14 protein-coding genes are annotated in these 18,449 nt (G+C 36.9%); 2 read left to right on the forward strand and 12 right to left on the reverse strand.

Going from position 1 to position 18,449, the window contains the following annotated elements; translation table 11 throughout:
- Positions 1-231: 231 nt before the first annotated feature.
- Both LBH98_05875 and LBH98_05880 read right to left on the reverse strand, forming a co-directional pair.
- Positions 232-1,122, reverse strand: a complete 891-nt coding sequence (locus tag LBH98_05875) for a class I SAM-dependent methyltransferase (protein ID MDR0304279.1) — start codon at positions 1,120-1,122, stop codon at positions 232-234.
- 80 nt (positions 1,123-1,202) lie between these two features.
- The gene (locus LBH98_05880) at positions 1,203-2,210 is read right to left on the reverse strand and encodes a hypothetical protein (protein ID MDR0304280.1); all 1,008 of its coding nucleotides are present in this window, start codon (positions 2,208-2,210) and stop codon (positions 1,203-1,205) included.
- A 172-nt stretch (positions 2,211-2,382) separates the two neighbouring features.
- Between LBH98_05880 and LBH98_05885 the strand changes: the two genes are divergently transcribed.
- On the forward strand, positions 2,383-5,046 hold the full coding sequence (locus LBH98_05885) for a valine--tRNA ligase (GenBank protein MDR0304281.1): 2,664 nt from the start codon (positions 2,383-2,385) through the stop codon (positions 5,044-5,046).
- A gap of 107 nt (positions 5,047-5,153) precedes the next feature.
- Here LBH98_05885 and LBH98_05890 read toward each other — a convergent pair whose 3' ends face one another.
- Genes LBH98_05890 through LBH98_05910 form a run of 5 tightly spaced genes read right to left on the reverse strand, consistent with a single transcriptional unit; the run spans position 5,154 to position 11,521 of the window.
- Complete coding sequence (locus tag LBH98_05890) at positions 5,154-7,118, reverse strand: hypothetical protein (protein MDR0304282.1); 1,965 nt, start codon at positions 7,116-7,118, stop codon at positions 5,154-5,156.
- A complete protein-coding gene (locus tag LBH98_05895; GenBank protein MDR0304283.1) occupies positions 7,115-8,659 on the reverse strand; it encodes an ATP-binding protein in 1,545 nt (514 codons plus the stop codon). Before LBH98_05895 ends, LBH98_05890 begins: the two co-directional genes overlap by 4 nt.
- Positions 8,652-10,310, reverse strand: coding sequence for a hypothetical protein (locus LBH98_05900; GenBank protein MDR0304284.1), 1,659 nt, complete (start codon positions 10,308-10,310; stop codon positions 8,652-8,654). Before LBH98_05900 ends, LBH98_05895 begins: the two co-directional genes overlap by 8 nt.
- 21 nt (positions 10,311-10,331) lie before the next feature.
- Entirely contained in the window at positions 10,332-11,192 is an 861-nt protein-coding gene (locus LBH98_05905) for a hypothetical protein (protein MDR0304285.1), read from the reverse strand.
- Positions 11,126-11,521 carry a hypothetical protein gene (locus tag LBH98_05910; GenBank protein ID MDR0304286.1) on the reverse strand — a complete coding sequence of 132 codons (396 nt, stop codon included), beginning with the start codon at positions 11,519-11,521 and terminating at the stop codon, positions 11,126-11,128. The genes LBH98_05905 and LBH98_05910 overlap by 67 nt, the downstream gene beginning before the upstream one ends.
- Before the next feature lie 413 nt (positions 11,522-11,934).
- Here LBH98_05910 and LBH98_05915 point away from each other — a divergent pair, with 413 nt between their 5' ends.
- Complete coding sequence (locus LBH98_05915) at positions 11,935-13,026, forward strand: Fic family protein (protein MDR0304287.1); 1,092 nt, start codon at positions 11,935-11,937, stop codon at positions 13,024-13,026.
- A 230-nt stretch (positions 13,027-13,256) separates the two neighbouring features.
- Here the strand turns inward: LBH98_05915 and LBH98_05920 are convergent, their stop codons facing one another.
- From LBH98_05920 to LBH98_05940, 5 genes are all read right to left on the reverse strand, one after another.
- The gene (locus LBH98_05920) at positions 13,257-14,480 is read right to left on the reverse strand and encodes a pyridoxal phosphate-dependent aminotransferase (protein ID MDR0304288.1); all 1,224 of its coding nucleotides are present in this window, start codon (positions 14,478-14,480) and stop codon (positions 13,257-13,259) included.
- Between the two features lie 12 nt (positions 14,481-14,492).
- Entirely contained in the window at positions 14,493-15,926 is a 1,434-nt protein-coding gene (locus tag LBH98_05925; protein MDR0304289.1) for a hypothetical protein, read from the reverse strand.
- Positions 15,919-16,269, reverse strand: a complete 351-nt coding sequence (locus LBH98_05930; protein ID MDR0304290.1) for a hypothetical protein — start codon at positions 16,267-16,269, stop codon at positions 15,919-15,921. The genes LBH98_05925 and LBH98_05930 overlap by 8 nt, the downstream gene beginning before the upstream one ends.
- A 166-nt stretch (positions 16,270-16,435) precedes the next feature.
- A complete protein-coding gene (locus tag LBH98_05935; protein ID MDR0304291.1) occupies positions 16,436-17,896 on the reverse strand; it encodes an insulinase family protein in 1,461 nt (486 codons plus the stop codon).
- Positions 17,897-18,189: 293 nt separating this feature from the next.
- Positions 18,190-18,449, reverse strand: a 260-nt coding sequence (locus LBH98_05940) for a hypothetical protein (protein MDR0304292.1), incomplete at its 5' end; no start/stop codon positions are given.

Raw genomic sequence — 18,449 nt, forward strand, 5'->3', positions numbered from 1 at the left:
ATTGAACACTATGCCGGATTTTACTGTGTTACAACTTCCACAATGTCTGCAATTCATAACTCACCTCACAAAAAAACAATACAAATATAATAAAAGGTATAATCAATTAGCAAGCCCTAAAAATAAAACCGCCCAAAAGCGGAAAAACTATTAACAAAACAATGTTGATTACCGCTAAACACAAATCTATAAACGGGTGACGCATAGTCAAAGTCAGGAGACGTAGTCTATTTATTTTTTTGTTATTATAGTTTTTGCAAAATACTTGTTAATTTGATCTCGTTTTATTGCATATGATTCACTTGGCAGCAAGTCTTCAAAAAATGGAATAGATGGGGTATAAATCCATTTGGCGCCTTGTTTTAAGGATTTTAAGATTGCCATAAAGGTTATAGCAAATTTATTTGCGATTTCTTCTCCGGCTATATGGTGATAGAGAAAATGGCTGCAGAATGATAAATTTGAAACAACAAGCCCCCATTTGTTTTCTCCGTAATCAAAGTCGAACCAATCTACTGACAGCAAACTTTTTTTGTTTGCAGCCCTGTCTATTCCACAGGCGTCTATACCGCGCTCATGAAAATATTTAACAAGTTTGCCGTCTTTTCCGCAACCTATATCTAATATCGGCGGATTCGCCGATTCAGACTCTAATCCCAATAAATTCACAAGAAACTCTGCAGAATATTCAGCGCAAACAAAATTTTTTGCCTTTGCATTTTTATTACGATTAATTTTAAAAATCGACGGATTGGTATTTGCGATTAGCCGCTTAATGCGTTGATAATGACGTTTTTCGATTTTCTCAACGGAATTTGACTCAACTGCAATTTCTGCAAGCAACGCAAAAAAAATATTATCTATCTGCCGCTCTGTAAATTGATTAAAATAAGTGTATTGATTTACATCAAAGAAAGATTTTAAAAATTTCCCGCGATAGTTTTTGCGTAATTCGTTTATATCCTCAGGCGTTAGAGTTTGAATGTCCCTTTTCAACGCCGGAATTATTTTAAGAACAGCCGGATGAAAATGCAAATCGCTTGCGGTACAAAAAATATTGTTTCCGCGTTGATGTTCAAACTGTTTGTTTATTGAATTATACAAATTTATATTATTTTGCATTGTAAAAATTCCGCAATACCTGTTATTTTACCAATACTTTTGACTTCATATATTTCATTTCAAGATCATAAAACAATTTCCTAAAAATACATTGTACCAGAAAACGACAAACCCGGTCTTATTCCGTCTTTACGGAATTGGCAGGCAATGTCAATAGACAGCAATTCATTTTTTATTTTTGCGTTTATTGTCGCGCCTACTGTCGCCAATATCCAATTTTCACCTGAATATTCCCAAGATTTTTTTGAACTCTTGCCGAATGTTCCAAAGAAATTTTTTACATCGTTGGGAGAGAAAATCGTTCCCGTTCTGAGAATTAAAACGTCTCGAAAAACGGGAATTTCAAATCCTGTGCGAAAAAACATATAATCGTAAAGATATTTTTCACATTCCAGAAACCACTCAATTTTCGCTTCCTTTTGTAAGATAGCCCCAACTGCAACAAACGCGGAGACAGGAAGTTTTACATTAATATTTTCATAATTGTCAAACGAAAATCCTGCGTTACGCAGCCCCGCAGAATAACGGAGCGCTTTATAATCGGAAAAAATTCCCAAATCCAACGCAAACGCACCGCAATAAATATTATCCCAATAAATCGTTCTTTTTGCAATTTGTTCGAAAACGAATTTAATGCGTATGCCCGAACTTAACCTTTCAAAAAAACGATACGAAGCCGCACAATCAACGGAAAGACTAAACGGCGCTATTTCTAAATTTAATTTGTCTCCGTTTTCATCAACGGCGTCCGTCGTACCGAATGAAATATAGAAAATTGAGGGAACGACAACCAAGCCGTTTTGCAAGACGATTACACCGGAAAGCGCCCCGGAATAAACGTCTAAAATTATTGGAGCAAAATCTATTTCGACGGCGTTGTTCTTAATTTCCGAAAGCATCGCCGGATTGCCGCGCATCGCTAAAACGTTTGCGCTTTCGCCGATTAAAGAAATATTTCCTATTCCCGCACTTCTGGCGGAAACCGGTAAATTCAAAAAATCAAATCCGGCGGCATCTTCACAAAAAGAGTTTTTAAGAAAAATTATTATTATAATAATAACTATGTTTTTTGTTTTTTGTTTTTTCATTGAAACGCTCCAAATTTACAAGAAAATAATAAATGCGAAGAGATGAAAATATGTTAAACGTCCCTTTACAAAAATACTGAAGTATAGATTATATTTTTGATTGCAATCAGGTTCTTTCCGATAGTAAGAAACAAAAAATATTATTTTCTTTCAAAAATCAAGGAGATTTATCGTGGAAAAACACTACTCGCCGCAGTCGGTTGAACAAAAAATTTATGAAGAATGGGAAAAAAACGGCTATTTCAAAGCCGATTGCAAGTCAAACAAAACCGCGTATTCAATAGTTATCCCTCCGCCGAACGTTACGGGGATTTTGCACATGGGGCACGCCTTGAATAATTCTATTCAGGACATTTTGACACGATATAAAAGAATGGACGGATATGAGGCGCTTTGGGTTCCCGGAACAGACCACGCCGGAATCGCAACACAAAACGTCGTCGAAAAGAAACTTTCGCAAGAAGGCGGCAGCCGCCATAAATTAGGACGCGAAAAATTTGTCGAAAAAGTTTGGGAATGGAAAGAGCGGTATCACGCGACGATAGTAAAACAGTTGCGCAAGCTAGGATGTTCATGCGACTGGTCTCGCGAAAGATTTACTATGGACGACGGCTTATCGAAAGCAGTCCGAAAAGTATTTGTGAAATTGTATGAAGACGGATTGGTTTATCGCGGAAAATATATTGTAAACTGGTGTCCCAGATGCAGAACGGCGCTTGCCGACGACGAGGTGGAACACCAAGACGACGAGGGAACTTTGTGGTATTTCAGGTATCCGTTTGCCGACAAAAGCGGATATATGGTTGTGGCTACGACCCGTCCCGAAACCATGCTTGGCGATTGCGCCGTAGCGGTAAATCCCAAAGACGAAAGATATAAGGATTTTGTCGGCAAAACGCTTTTGCTTCCGATAATGAATCGCGAAATCCCGCTTATTTGCGACGATTATGTTTCAAAGGACTTTGGAACCGGAGCGGTAAAGATTACTCCCGCCCACGACCCCAACGACTTTCAAATGGGACTTCGTCATGACTTGCAGCCGATAGCTGTGATGGACGAATCTGCAAAGATGTCCGGCGAAATTCCTGCCGAATACGTCGGATTGGACAGGTTTGAAGCGCGCAGGAAGATAGTAGAAAAGTTTGAAGAATTGGGACTGCTTGAAAAGATAGAAAAGCACGACCATGCGGTGGGGCATTGTTATCGTTGTGATACGATAATTGAGCCGCGATACTGCGACCAGTGGTTTGTTAAAATGAAACCGTTGGCGCAAAAATCGCTTGAAGTCGTACTTGAAAACCGGATAAAGTTTCATCCTGCCCGCTGGAAAAAAACATATATAAACTGGATGGAAAACATTCGCGACTGGTGTATTTCGCGTCAAATTTGGTGGGGACACAGAATCCCCGTCTGGTATTGTGAAGATTGCGGCGAAATTATCGTGAGTGAAGTTGATGCGCAGGAATGCCCGAAATGTAACAGTCGAAAACTGCAACAGGATTCGGATGTGCTTGACACGTGGTTTTCATCGTGGCTTTGGCCTTTCACTACTATGGGCTGGGACGGCGAGATGAAAAGCGACGATTTGAAGAAGTTTTTTCCGACTGATGTTTTATCGACTGCACCGGAGATACTGTTTTTCTGGGTGGCAAGAATGGTTATGGCGTCGTTGTATTTTACAAAAGAGATTCCGTTCTCGGATGTAATACTTCATGGAACCGTTCGCGACAAAACCGGAAAGAAAATGAGTAAATCACTTGGAAACACCATAGACCCGCTCGAAATAATCGACGCGCACGGAGCGGATTCACTTCGGTTTTCAATGATAATGAACACCGCAGAGGGGACAGATATATTTATCGGGAAAGATTCTTTTGACATCGGGCGTAATTTTGCCAATAAACTTTGGAACGCTTCGAGGTTTTTGATTTCAAACATTGAAAATCCTATAAGTTTTGAAGATTTGCCGTCGAAAAGCGAACTGAAAACCGAAGATAACTGGATAATAAGCCAACTTAACCGAACAATAGAAAATGTTCGCCGAACGCTTGACCAATATAAATTCAACGAAGCCTGCCATTTTCTTTATGATTTTATCTGGAAAGACTTTTGCGACTGGTATATTGAAGCGAAAAAGAGCGATTTTTATAATCCGAAGACCCCGAAAAACAAAGAAAACGCGTTGTATTGCGCTTCGTATGCACTTGTGATTTCGCTGAAACTTTTACATCCGTTTATGCCGTTTGTTACCGAAGAAATTTGGCGGCATTTGAAAAAAAAGGTCAAAACGCCGTTCATCGACAACGACTCAATTATGCTTTCAAGTTTCCCAAAACCGGATAATTCGCGGATTTTAGAGGATGTTGCCGACGATTTTGCGTTTTTGCAGGAAATAATAACCGGACTTCGTACGATAAGAAGTGAAAACAACGTCCCGCCGGAGAAGAAGGTAGAGGTTATAATAATTCCGTCCGACGAAAAGGCTCAAAAAACACTTCAATCGTTAGATTATTTGATAAAACTGTTTGTAAAGTCCGACAGTTTGACGATTTCGCAGTCCGCACAAAAGCCGACGCTTGCAGGACAAAGCGTAATAAATAAAAGCGAAATATATGTAGTCTTGGAAGGTTTGGCGGATGTTGACGCGGAAAAAGAAAAAATCGTTAAGGAAATCGCCCGTTTGCAGAATGCCGCAAAAGGTTTTGAAAGCCGTTTGAATAATAAGGAGTTTACGGACAAAGCGCCTCAAAACGTTGTCGAAAACGAGAAGGTGAAATACCGAAATGTTCTTGAAACGCTTGAGAAATTGAAAACGAATTTGGCGGCTTTGGGATAGAAGTGCATCAATTTCTTAATCTTTAATTAACGACATTATTATATAATTTCTTATATTCCAAAATTTTTGGGAAAATTTATTAAGGTTTTGGAAAAATGTCCTATTTTTCATCTTTTTCTTCTCAATTTTCGTGTCGGATTGGCATCATACTCTCGTTTCAACTTGTAAAGTTCTGTTCCTTGAGTAATCACGTCATCTCTGTGGTTAGTATAAAAACTCAACAACTCCGAAAATTTCGGATTATTATATTCTTTAGGGATAGAAGTAAATCGGTTATCGTGTATTATTTTTTTAAGTTCTTCCGTTTTCTTTTCGTTCAAATGTTTAAATGTTTTTTGCCAACACTGCCACCAAATATTGGTTGAAATAGGATAGTTTTTTTCATCTCCCAGCCACTCAAAGAAAAAACGATACAAAATAAATGTTTCGGGCATTTCTAAAATTTTAAAGAACTCGTCTTCGTTTTTACCAAACGCTTTTTCAAAAAATTCTTTCCCTTTATCTGCGTTTCCGCTTCCAACTTTCCCTTTGATTGCATTTAAAACTGCTTGTACCGCTCTAATATATTTCCTGTTCCAATGTTTGCCCAAATAATTACGATTAAATCGGTCTTTGCCTGTGATTGGGTGAAATTTCATTGGGAAAGAATAAATGTTTATATCTAATTCTTTGCACAAATCAATGTTAAGTTTTAATCTTTGATAAAAATCTTTCGGCTCATCTTTATTGTAATTGTAGAGAATGTAATTTGAAAAGTTTTTTATTCCAGCATTTGCACTTAAACGGATTGCGTTTTCATAATATTTTCTGTCATTCCAATCATCAAACGCTATTCTTAATGGTCGAATATTAATTTTCCCGAGTAAATGTGCTTTGTCTTCTTTAAAAAGTCGCGCGTCAACGCCCTGATTAAAATCTACATAACGTTGTTTAGGTCTTTTACGGAAATACTTCGTGTAAAGTGGAAAAATTTCAGATGCAACTTTCAATAAATTTTCTTTATTTGCCATGTGAATATCTAATAATTGATAGCTCTCCAATAAATTGTAAATTTTTTGTTCGATGTCTCCTTTTAAACGACTTAACAGTAATAGATTAAGATTAAATATTTTTTTTATGTAGGCCATATCATTTAGTCTTTTTTCTAAATTTCGCAATGCTATTTCATATTCATTTGGCTCTGTATATGTCGCATTTTTTCCAAAACCGCAATCAATAATTTCTTGGATTATTTCAGGAAATCGAGGCGATGCTAAAACATTGTTATCAAGCAATAAAAGATTGCGTTGTTCTCCGTATTTGATTTTTATTTCTTCAATTTTTTCTTTCATTGGAACATATTCGCAATATTCCGGTTCAAGTGTGGGCACGGCACAAAAGGAACATTTACGAATACAACCACGTGTCATATAGCCATAATAGGCGTTATTTTCGGGATATTTATACTCTATTTCATCTAAAATAGAGTAATCTAACGGCAACGTATCAACAATAATTTTATTGTTTTTGTCTAACATCCCAGGTTTGTTTAAAAGTCCTTTTATAGATTTTATTCCTGTTTCTTTTACAACATCTTCGTAAAGTAACGTTGCAGAAACCCCACCAACAAAAACGTCAGAATCGTTTTTGACAAGTGTTTTTGCAAAATTTATTGTTTCAACTGTTATCTTCCAATAAAAAGTGAATAATGTTGCTACATAAACACGGTCGAATAGTGGCTCTTTTTCGTACGCTTTTGATTGAAAATTCTTTTTTTGTTCTATTATTGCATTTTCTAAAAGTAATTGATATTTTGATTTTGAAAATGGGAATTCGTGATAATCAAGCGATTTCCCATTCTTCAAATATTGAGATATATTCTCATAACAAGCATTCCAATTTATTTTTTCATCAATATTATAAAGTTTTTCAATACATTTTTTTGTCAATAAATCGGTTACAAGCTCTTTTAAATCTCCTTTGAAAAAAGTAACTTTATCGCCGAGCATTCGGTGGTAAGTTGCGATTTTCATTAAACCAATGGGGGGATATTTATTTTTATAACTTGGCTCTATCAATAAGATATTTCTCATTTGTATTTTTCTTCGATTTTTGCAATCAAATTTTCAGCAAGGTCTTTCGTCAGAACGTTATTAATAATAGTAAAAATTTCACCCAAAAATTTTCTATCATTTTTGTTTAATTTTGAAAGTTTATCGGTTCGGAAAATGGGTTTGTCTTTTGTTTCACCTTCGGGTGTTTCAAGAGGAATGATTGTTGTTTCAATCTTTGAAGTCGCACGTTCAATTATTTTGTTGATATGTTTAGAAACGCTATCATTATTTGCTTTTAATTTATCTAAAGCAATTACTGCTTTTTCGGCTTTATCTTTTCTATCCTCTAACTTTTGCAATAATTCTTCTTTTTCTGCCCTGTTGATAAAACCTTCCTTTCCTTTCTTTTCAAAATCAGTTTTCAAATCATTATAACTGCTTATCTCTTTAACGGCAGTATTTACCTTTGAAGCACCATAACATAATTTGTAAATTTCAGTATAGAAAAAAGTTTTTAATTTATCTTCAAAATCATTACAAATAATATTTTCAGAAAAATAATCTCGTCTTGCGTTTGGATGTAATTCTTTGTGCAGTGCGTGTACTTCACCAAAGAAATAAAACTGAAAACGTTTATCTCTATGCAGTTTAACAAGAGTATCATCATTTCCAATTTGAATATTCGCTTTTCTTAATCTAAAACCACGAGCAAAATTAACTTGATTTAATGATTGATTTTTTTCTGTAATTCCGCACCAACCCCAAAATAAAAGTTCGCCCGCTTTATTGGTATCTTTAAAAAACAAAATATCAATTACTTCCCCTATTTTTTTCTTGCTGTCTTGGTCTCCCTCGTAGATATACCAATTATAACCTTTAAAAAGCGAATCGGTATTAACGAAAGTATTATACTCGTCAAGATTTATACCTTCCTTTTTCAATTCATCATAAATTTTTTCCGAAAAAAAAGATTTTTTGAATGGTAATGGTGCTACCATTGACAAGTATTGTCTAATATCTCTTACATCAAGCAACATATCATTTGTAACATCTTCTAAAATGACTTTAAAATAATGTTTATATACATTTTCAGATTCTTGCTTGACAAATGTAACTTTGTCAATTACTGCCGAAGCTTCTTCTTTATGAGAACGGTCAGCAATTATATTTTTGAGTTCTTTTGCATCCCAAGTCATTATTGATTTTACTGTTTCGCCTTGTGCTGAAGTTTCAAAAACGAGTTTGTCACAATAGCCCAACCCACCAAGTCTTCCGATACCACGAAACCCTTTATCTACCCCTTTTTGTTTTGTAGATTGTGCAATATTTTTCAGAATTTCAACAACATTGTCTTTCTCAATTCCTATTGCATCATCTTCAATTTCAATTCTTCTTTTTTTGGAATTAATTGTGATATAAATATTTCCGTCTGTAACTAACCCTATCTGACGTGCCTTGTCTATTGCATCGGCAGAATTTTGAACGTATTCGCGATATACAAAACGCGGGTCATCGTACATTGACGTAGTCAATGATTCAATAACATCTTTTCCTATAATTGTTCTTTCTGTTTTATCCATTTTTAAACTGCTTGTAAAGTGGTCTTGGAAATTTTATATTTAATGGCGAACGAAAAATCGGATTTTGCAAAATGTATTCTCCTTGTTTTAAACGAGTTAGCATTGTTTTGTAAGTAGAAGGCATATACGTGAAATCGGATTTTGAAATTTCAATCACATTTGTACGACCGTAAGCGTGTGTTGCACAATTTCCTTTTACTCGATCGTGAATATCACTTTTGAACTGTTCGGCAGCAAAAAGTATGATGCCTAAAGAACGCCCACGTTCCGTAATATCAAGTAATTGCCTTAAAATTGGCGAACTTTTGGGAACGTCTTTACTACCGTATTTGTTCAATTCGTCAATAAAAATGATAATTTTTGACGGAATTTCTGAATCGTCACGGTCAATTTGTCCGAGTTTTAAATCATAAATTGCCCGCATAACATCACCAAAAACAAAGCCTTGCGTTTCTTCATCCAATTTTGCTATATCAACCACAAAAACATCATTTTTTTGCATTCCATTTATTGCCTCTTGCAAACGAACTTCGTTGTTTTCTTTTTTCAAAGAATTCGAATAAAGTTCGGGGTTTCGTGTAAGCGTTTTGTTCAGAAGTCGATAGAATTTTCTCCAACTCAAAGCTGGAATTGTTTTGTCTTTTCCTGTATCACCTTTTTCTCTGTATTTTTTTATTTCTTCGTCTAAATCTGCCCAGCTTTCAATGCCGTTAAACGACAAATCGCCTGAAACAATGGTAATTACAATACTTTCCATTGTTTGTGTTGGATCATCAATGTTGGCAAAAAGTAAGTCTAAACTTTCTTTGTCATATTTAAAAAGATATTTGTATTGGAATGCTTTTTTGAGATTTCGCTGACTTTTCACATCTTTAATGTCAGAATACGTTGTTGATTTTATGTCTTTTGAATATGGATAAAAGTATTTTACATTTGAAAACGGTTTAATCTCTAACCCTAATTCTTCGTACATTTTTTTGTCAGTTTCGTCTAGTTCGTTATTTGGCTCGTCTATTGCCAACAAATCACGACCTTTCACGTTCAGAAATACAAATGCAACACTTTCGTCTTTGATTTCTTTCAAGTATTTTTCTTGAATATTTTTTAGCAAAAACATTGCATAAGAAGTTTTTGAAGCCAAGCCTGAAATTCCTGAAATATTGAGGTGTGCTCCTTCGGGGCCAATCAAAAAATGCGAATTAAAATGAACAGGAACTTTTATATTTTCTTCGTCTTCGTACATTTCAATAATGCCACACGGCAATGGATTTTTCACGTTTTTTAGCCCTAATGCTTGGGCAACATCGTCTTTATCTGCAAGCGTAACAACTGCGCCGTCTAAAACTGGCGTGTAAATGTTTTCGGTATTAGCAACAACCCGTGCCTTAACATAATTCATCCCAATGCGTTGAGAGTATCCTGTGGATTCCACTTCGCCAAAATCGCTCGAAATATAACCTGCCAAAAAACTTGCACCATCAGTTAAATGTTGTATTTCCTCAACAACTCCGAAAGTGTATGAATTATTCAAATGTTGCACCTTTATAACATCAAAAAGTTTGATTATTAAACTTTTGTCTGTCCAAAAGAAAAATTCATCTACCGTTGTCGGCACTTTTTCGGTTGCTATTATTTTTCCTATTTTCTTCATTAAAATATCCCTTTCTATATTTTAAAATATGTTTAGAAAATTTATATCGCTTAAATACTTGCTTTTTATATAACTTTCTGTCAAATATACAGGATACAAATGGTTAGCCCAACGGTTGTCTTTGCCGTAGCAAACAGGATTTCGTTCGTTGATAATGTTCGCGGTTATCAAGTCTATTTCTTGACTATCAAGTCCGTTTTCTATTTCTTCTTCTGCAATTAAAATCTTTTCCAGTTTCAAAACACCCGCAAACGGGCTTGACGAATATTTTTTCTCTCTAATTCTGACATACCATATTGTAAAATACACTTCGCCAACACGTTCGCTTTTGTATTTGTAAGCAGGTGTACGGTGGAAAAGTTCAAGTTCGGCAATTTTGTCGGCGTTGCTTTTGCCGTTTTTATCACGACAAAGTTCGGGATTGAACATTTTTGAAACTCCAACAACACTTTTATAGTGATTTTTGAATTTTATGAGTTCTTTGAAATCGCCTTTTCCCATTGGTGTGTATTGCAATGAGCCGTCTTTTATCAAATAATGGCTATCGTTGATTAGATTTTTGTTATAGAGATTTGCAACAATTTGTTTTTCGGTTTCAATCATTTCATCTTGAATGGTTGCTATTGCCAAAAGCTCGTATTTCGTGCCGTCTTCCTGTTTTTTTGAGTCGTAAGAAAGGATTTTCTCAATAGAAATATTGCGTTTTTTCAAATTTTCTAACTGATTGACTTTGCTTGTGAGCGAATTGAAAAACAAATCCGTATTACTGCCGCCATTTGGATTTGCATATTTCGGCAACGATAAAACGTTTTTGCCTACGAATTTTGAACATTTGAATTTATCCCCCCCCCCCCCCGTGACAGTGGAAATCGTTGACAACAAGCCACGCCAATTTGTCCCGCTATAATGGGATAGACGTTGCCATTAACTTCAATGTCATCAACTTTGTAGGTTTTTCGCGAACCGTCTAAAAAGAAATGAAACAGTGGTTCGCTGCTTATAGTTTTTTTTGCAGTTTCTTTAATGTTTTTTGTAACTTTCAAACTAATATCAGTTTCGCCATACGAGTTTTTAATCAATGAGAATTCATTGCCTTTATCTTCGTAGTCGAGAGTTGGCATTCGTATTTCATCGTCAGCACAATAACGAAATGACTGATAACACTTCCCGTTTGTTTCATTAGCTATAAACTCTAATACTTTATTTGTCACTTCGTTATCCAAACTATTTTTAATTATTTCTTACTGTCTCACATAAAATAATATTTTTCAAAATAATAAGTCAATAAATCGGCAAATCTGCAAGGGAATAATTATGATCTTTTTTAGACAACGGCGGAAGCGGTGTTTTACGAAAAACATGAAAACAAATTTCGCCGATTGTGCATATTGTATTTTATCAGATAACTTTTAATCAAACTTGACAATTGTACGTCAAGCGAAGTAAAAAACCGCCAATATGTCAGCGATAAGGTTTACATTAACGACAAACAATATTTTGACCGCGTACCGCCCAAAAGCGGCTCAAAAGCCGCAAAGGACGAACGCTGAATTATGAGGATATTCGGCATTATCAGAAGATTATTCGGGCGCTTATGGAAACGGAGGGGGTTATGGGGAAATGAATGATAAATTTTGACGAATACATAAGACAGGGTGAACCCTCACAGAAAGAGAAAGCCCAGATTTGGCAAACGGCTATCGGTTTGCAAGATGTTGACGGGTTAAAACCGTCTGAATACCTGCTCGAAACGGCAAAAGAAAATATTGAAAACAAAATTACGATAGATGAAGTTAAACGCCGCATTGACAGTTATTACAAGCAACAACGAAAAAAAGAGCGACCTGCCGACAATCGTACAGAAGAAGCGGATAAAGTCGCAATAAATATAACCGAAATTTTATCGGAAAAAACCTTTGTTTTCAGCCCTGCCGAATTGACAAGCATACACCGCCGTCTTTTCACAGGCGTAGAACCAATGCATGTAAAAATTGGTAAATACCGCGATTATAACATTACAAAATCGGAATGGGTTTTAGATGGGAAAACGGTATTTTATGCATCAGCCGACACGATTGCTGCAACGCTTGATTACGACTTCAAAGAAGAAAAAAACTTTCAATACAAAGGTTTGACAAAACGCGAGACGGTTGAACATATCGTAAAATTTATTTCAAGCATTTGGCAGATTCACGCGTTTGGCGAGGGAAATACACGAACTGTGGCTGTTTTTGCAATAAAATATTTGCGAACTTTCGGTTTTGAAGTTGAGAATGATATGTTTGCCGAACATTCTTGGTATTTCCGAAATGCGCTTGTTCGCGCAAATTACAACGATTGGACTCATAATATTCATGCTACACAAGAATTCTTAATGAAGTTCTTTGGGAATCTTTTACTTGGCGAAAATAACGAACTCAAAAACAGGTATATGAGAATTGATTGGGTAGAAAATGTCCCTGCAAACTTTCAAAATGGTGATGTAAATCAAGAAAAGTTGGGTGTAAATCAAGAAAAGTTGGGTGTAAAGTTGGGTGTAAATCAAATGAAAATTATTGAATTTATAAAAACTAATCCTAAAATTACTATTATTGAACTCTCAAAACAACTTCAAATATCAAACACCGCAATAGAAAAAAATCTTACCAAACTTAAATCACTCAATATTCTTGTCCGCAAAGGCGCCGACAAAAACGGCTTTTGGGAAATTAAATAACGATCGCTAACCACTAAAAAGAAAAGCAAGAAAATGAAAGATTGTTGTAGCAATCGTTCAAAATGTTGTAACTATTTTATGTTCAACGAAAAATACCGGAAATTACAGTTTGTTTCGACAAACTAACAAAAGCCGCCTCTATTTTGAGGCGGCTTTTTTCTATATACGGCAGACGAAACAAAGTTGCGGTTTCGTCTTTGTTGGGAAACGGCGGCAAATTTCACCGCGTTTCATTTTTGTCGGTATGTCGAAAGAAATTCTTTCAACCTTCCGATCGCTTCTTCAAGCACTTTGGTTTCAGCCAAAAATACTAATCTGAAATGGTCGGGAGCAATCCAATTAAACCCCGTTCCGTTAACCAAAAGAACCTTTTTTTCTATCAAAAAATCAAGTACAAACTGCTGATCGTTTGTTATGTTAAATTTTTTTGCATCAATTTTTGGAAACAAATACAAAGCGCCTTTCGCTTTCACACAGTCGATTCCTTCAATTTCGTTTAGAAATTTCGACGCCGTATCGTTTTGCTCGTAAAGCCGTCCGCCTTTGACGATGTGATTGCTCATCTGCGTATCGTTTTCCAAAGCCGATTTGCATGCAAATTGCGCCGGAACATTTGAGCAAAGCCGCATTGAAAGCAGTGTCGTAATTCCGTCCAAATAATCGTACATATGAGTTTTATCACCGCTCACGACAAGCCATCCGCCGCGAAATCCGCAAGCCAAATGCGTTTTTGAAATTCCGTTAAACGTAAAACAAGGATGCATTCCGGCAAATTCAGCTAATGAGTAATGAACCTCGTCGCCGTATAAAATTCTATCATAGATTTCGTCCGAAAAAATCAGCAAATTATATTTCTGAGCGATCGCGACAATTTCCTTAAGGATTTGCGGACTGTAATTTGCGCCGGTAGGATTGTTAGGATTTATTACCACGATTGCACGAGTTTTTTTTGTGACCTTCGCCTCAATATCGGCAATGTCGGGATGCCAGTCGTTTTCTTCCCTGCAAATGTAATGAACCGCCTTTGCGCCGCAAACATTTACAGCCGCCGTCCAAAGCGGATAATCCGGCGCAGGCAAAAGCATTTCATCGCCTTTGTTCAGCAACGCCTGCATACAGGAAGTAATAAGTTCGCTTGCCCCGTTCCCGATAAAAATATCATTGGGTGAAACGTTTTGCGCGCCTTTCTTTATGTGGTATTCCGCTATTTTCTCACGAACTTCCGCTACACCCTTTGAATGAGAATACGATTGTCCGCCTTCAAGTCCAAGCAAATTTTCACGCATCGCTTCAAGCAACGAGGAATCGACGTTAAAGCCGAAATTTCCCGGATTTCCGATATTAAGTTTAATAACCTGCTGCCCCTGCGATTCCAATTCGTAAGCCATGTCCAAAACAGGTCCTCTTATCGCATAACTTACCCCCGCCATTCTTTCGGAACGAGTTATCAACACCTTACACTCCTTTTAATTATCTTCAAGTTCCCCGTCAATTCCAATCGGTCGAAGAGATTGTTGTCCCGCCGATATCGCTTCAAAATCTTCTGTTTCTTCTATTTTGTCTTCAAAAAACATTGATTTCGCCAAAAAATCCCGTTCTTCAAGAGTTTCTTCTGCAAATCTTTCGCCTACATAGTTTTTATAATTATCTTTATCGTAATTGAAATTTTCGCCGCGTTTTTCAAGCATTTCCAATATGTTTATTTGAGGAATTTTTACGACATCCGTTAATTTTTCGACTCCGTTTTTACAACCGTAATTCAAATTTGTGGAAAAATCGCCGTTATTTCTATCTAAAAACTCAAATTTTTCAAACGAAAAGCCCTCTGTTTTTCCTTCAAAATTGCAAACGTTGTCTTTGACGGAAAAATTTTTGTTTTCGCCGAGGTTACAGTCGTAAAAAATATTTTTGGTGACGAACAGCGGCAAATTTTCCTCACAAATCACCGCCTTTGTAAGTTCTTTTCCGCTTGAAACGAAAGTGTTTTCGCAAATCAAAACCGAAAGGGATTTTCCTCCTTCTTTGCCTATCGCCGAAATCTTTGAATCAACAAATAAATTTCCGCCGATCGTTGCGTCTTCTTTGCAGATAACGGCGTTTCGACAATTTTCAAAACGATTTTCAAAAATTTCGTTTTCAAGTCCTGAAATATGGTTTATCGCGATTTCGTTTGAACGGAAAATGTTTCCGAAAATTCGCGTCGCATCGGTTTTCAGGTTTATCGCGTTTTTACAGTTTTTAAACAGATTGTCGCATATTTCATGGGCGCTGGACATAAACGAAATATCGTCGCCGCTGCCCGCGGCAACCGCCGTTATACAGTTTTCAAAATCGCATAACCTTACCGACATGTTTTTTGAGCAGGCGATTGAATCGTCTTCCAAATCGACGCTTTGCGAAACCATAACGGCTATGTGAGATTCGCAATTTTTCGGTGCGTTGAATTTACAGTTTTCAACAACGTTACCGTCACCGCCGCTTCCGCCGAAAAACACCGCGCATTCGGACGTTTCGCCGCACTCGTTGAAAACACAGTCCTTTATGCTGTTTCTATGAAATTCTCCCACCATCGAAATCGCGCTGCCCGACGTTTTTTCGAATGTAATTCCCTTTATTATAAAATCCTTTACCGAATAAAAATACCACTCCGAGCATGAAACAACCTTTTCGCCGTTTCGACAAAATGCGGTTATCGTAATCGGCGTTTCGGGTAAGCCGCACAAATCGCGGACAGTCAAATTTTCTTCATAAATTCCGGGAAAAAGAACTATTGTCGAACCGGCCGCCGCTTCGTTTATCGCCGTTTGTATCTTTGAATACGGAAAATCAAACGAGCCGTCGCCGCCGCTTACGGCGCAAGGATTTACCCAAATATTTTTTTGGGATAATTTATCAATCATTTTTTAATTCTTTTTTCTTGGGTTTTAGCATTTTTTCTATAACGTCCGGAGCAAGCCCCAAAAGTTTCATGCCTATATTGTCTTTTGGGTCAATCGGATGAACTTTCACATTGCTTTCGCCGACAATAGTTATCAGCGCTACGGGAATTATCTGAACGCCGCCGCCCGTAGTCGAAATCCCTTCTCTTTTTCCGCTTCCGCCGGCGGCAAATCCGCAGGAAATCTTTGAAACGGGAATCACCGTCGTCTTTCCGGAAACAAACGGCTCGCCGAAAACCGTTTCGCTTTTTGCAATGTGTTTTAATTCCGTTAAAAGCGAAGAAATCGTATCATTTACCGACATAGTTATTCCCCCTTGATTACATTTTTTTGACGGAAAAATACTATTTTTTCAAGTAAGAATGCTTTTTTAATAATATAAAAGACATATTGATTACGCTTTCGCTTGTTTTTTATCGCTTTTTAATTTGTCAAGCAGTCCGTCGGTTCACTGTTTTTGGAAGAACGTTTTACTCATTAATCAGCCAGCCGACAGTTTTGAATCTTGGATCTAAGTATTTTTTTACAATATCTTTCGTAGATTTAATTTCTGCGACTCTGTCTTTATATTCAAAAAGTCCGCGCCAATCGCCGAACTTTGCAAAAAACGCCAATTCGTCCGAAAACGCTTCCAAATTCTTAAACTTCTCCAAATTATGCAATTTAAGAGTATTTTTCACACGTAAAAGTTCTTCGGGTTTTGGCTCGTCTTTTGTAAGTTTTTCGATTTCTTCCAAAATTATATTCTCGACTTTTTCGTGCGAAACCCCTGATTTCAACGTTGCATAAACGCTGAATTTGCCGTTATGATGCCGCCAAAAATTCGCCGCGCCGACGTTAACGCATAATTTTTCCTGTTCCACAAGCCGTTTATATAAAATTCCGCTGCCGCCGGAAAGCATATTTTCAATTATTTCCAAAGCAAAAAGCGAAGGGTCCGGATAACCCTCCGTGTGAAACAAAATATCGATTCGCGGTTCGGCGTTTTTTTCTCGGACTATAAACCTTTTTTCTCCGATTGGTTTGGGTTCGCGTGTTTTAACTTCATCAATTTCTACCGCCGGATTTTCTATTTTCGCGAAATATTTATTCACAAGCGCCGATGCGGCTTTCGGTGTAATGTTTCCTGCCAAAACGATAAGCGCGTTATCCGGGCGATAATATTTTGCGATGTGATTTTTGAGAGCCGACGTCGAATAATTTTCTATATCGCTTGCCCAGCCAATCGTAGGGTTTCGATACGGATGAGCCGAATAAAACATCGCTTCCAAAATCATCAAATAATTATTGACCGGACGGTTTTCGTATCGCATTCTACGCTCTTCATAAACAACGTCCCGTTCGCTTACAAACTCCCGCAAAATTAGATTCTGCATTCTGTCCGCTTCAATATTTGCGAAAAGTTCTACTTTATTTGCGGGCAGACTCACGATATACGCCGTAATATCGTCGCTCGTCCAAGCGTTAAGTCCCGTCGCGCCGTTTTTTTCGTAAAGCGACCAAATTTCGTCTTTTATTATGTATTTTTTTTGTTCGATTTGCAGGTCGTTAAGCCTTTTTTTCAATTCCGAAATACGTTCTGAGTCCTGCGAAATTCCGCTTCTCAACAACGACAAAATCGCACCGTCAACGCTGTCAATCGCGTTCATAATCGGAATTTCCGCTTCATAATTAATCGTGCCGAGACGTTTTGTTCCTTTAAACATAAGATGTTCGTAAAAATGCGAAAGTCCGGTATTTGAATAACTTTCAAACATTGAGCCGGCAAAATAATACAATCTGCACGAAACCTCGGGAATAGTCGTATCGCTTATGACGAGTAATTTTAGTTTGTTGGGAAGAGTTTCTTCGTAAACGGGAATCGACGGCTCGGTATTTTTTGCAAAAATCGCAACCGTTATGACAAAAAGTAAAATGTAAATTTTTCTCAATTTCGACTCCTAAAGTAATTTTGTCGGGAAAATACGTTATTTACAGAGTTAATGAGATAAATATGCCTCTATAATATTAAATTGTTCTATTGTGATTTCCATAAAAGTAAAACAATTTATGCAAACTATAATTGTCAAAAATTGTGCGAACAGCGTCTAAAAACCGGTTTGCAGAGCGCGATTAAGGCGATTGGTGAAAATTGTATGCGTTTGTCGCGCAACTTGAACAAAAGGAAGTAAGAATATGATATTTTTACTTCCTTTTTTATATTCGGCGCGACTACATAAATTTCTTATTTATCGTCGTACAAACCTTCTACAATAAACCGGGTAATTTTAATATTGACGGTTTTACCGTAATTCTCTGCGGCGCTGATTGTAAACCCTTCAATTTTAGAAATATCAAGGTCGTAGGTTCCGTCAACTCCATAAAGATCGTCAGCCCAATCCGGCTGTGTGAAATCTTTTTTGTTACCGGTTCCCCAACTTGACACTTCAAGATTTCTTTCAACGTTCGTTCCACTTTTCAACTTAGCCGAATAACTAATACCTT

This window comes from Chitinispirillales bacterium, assembly GCA_031254455.1.
Taxonomy (GTDB): domain Bacteria; phylum Fibrobacterota; class Chitinivibrionia; order Chitinivibrionales; family Chitinivibrionaceae; genus WRFX01.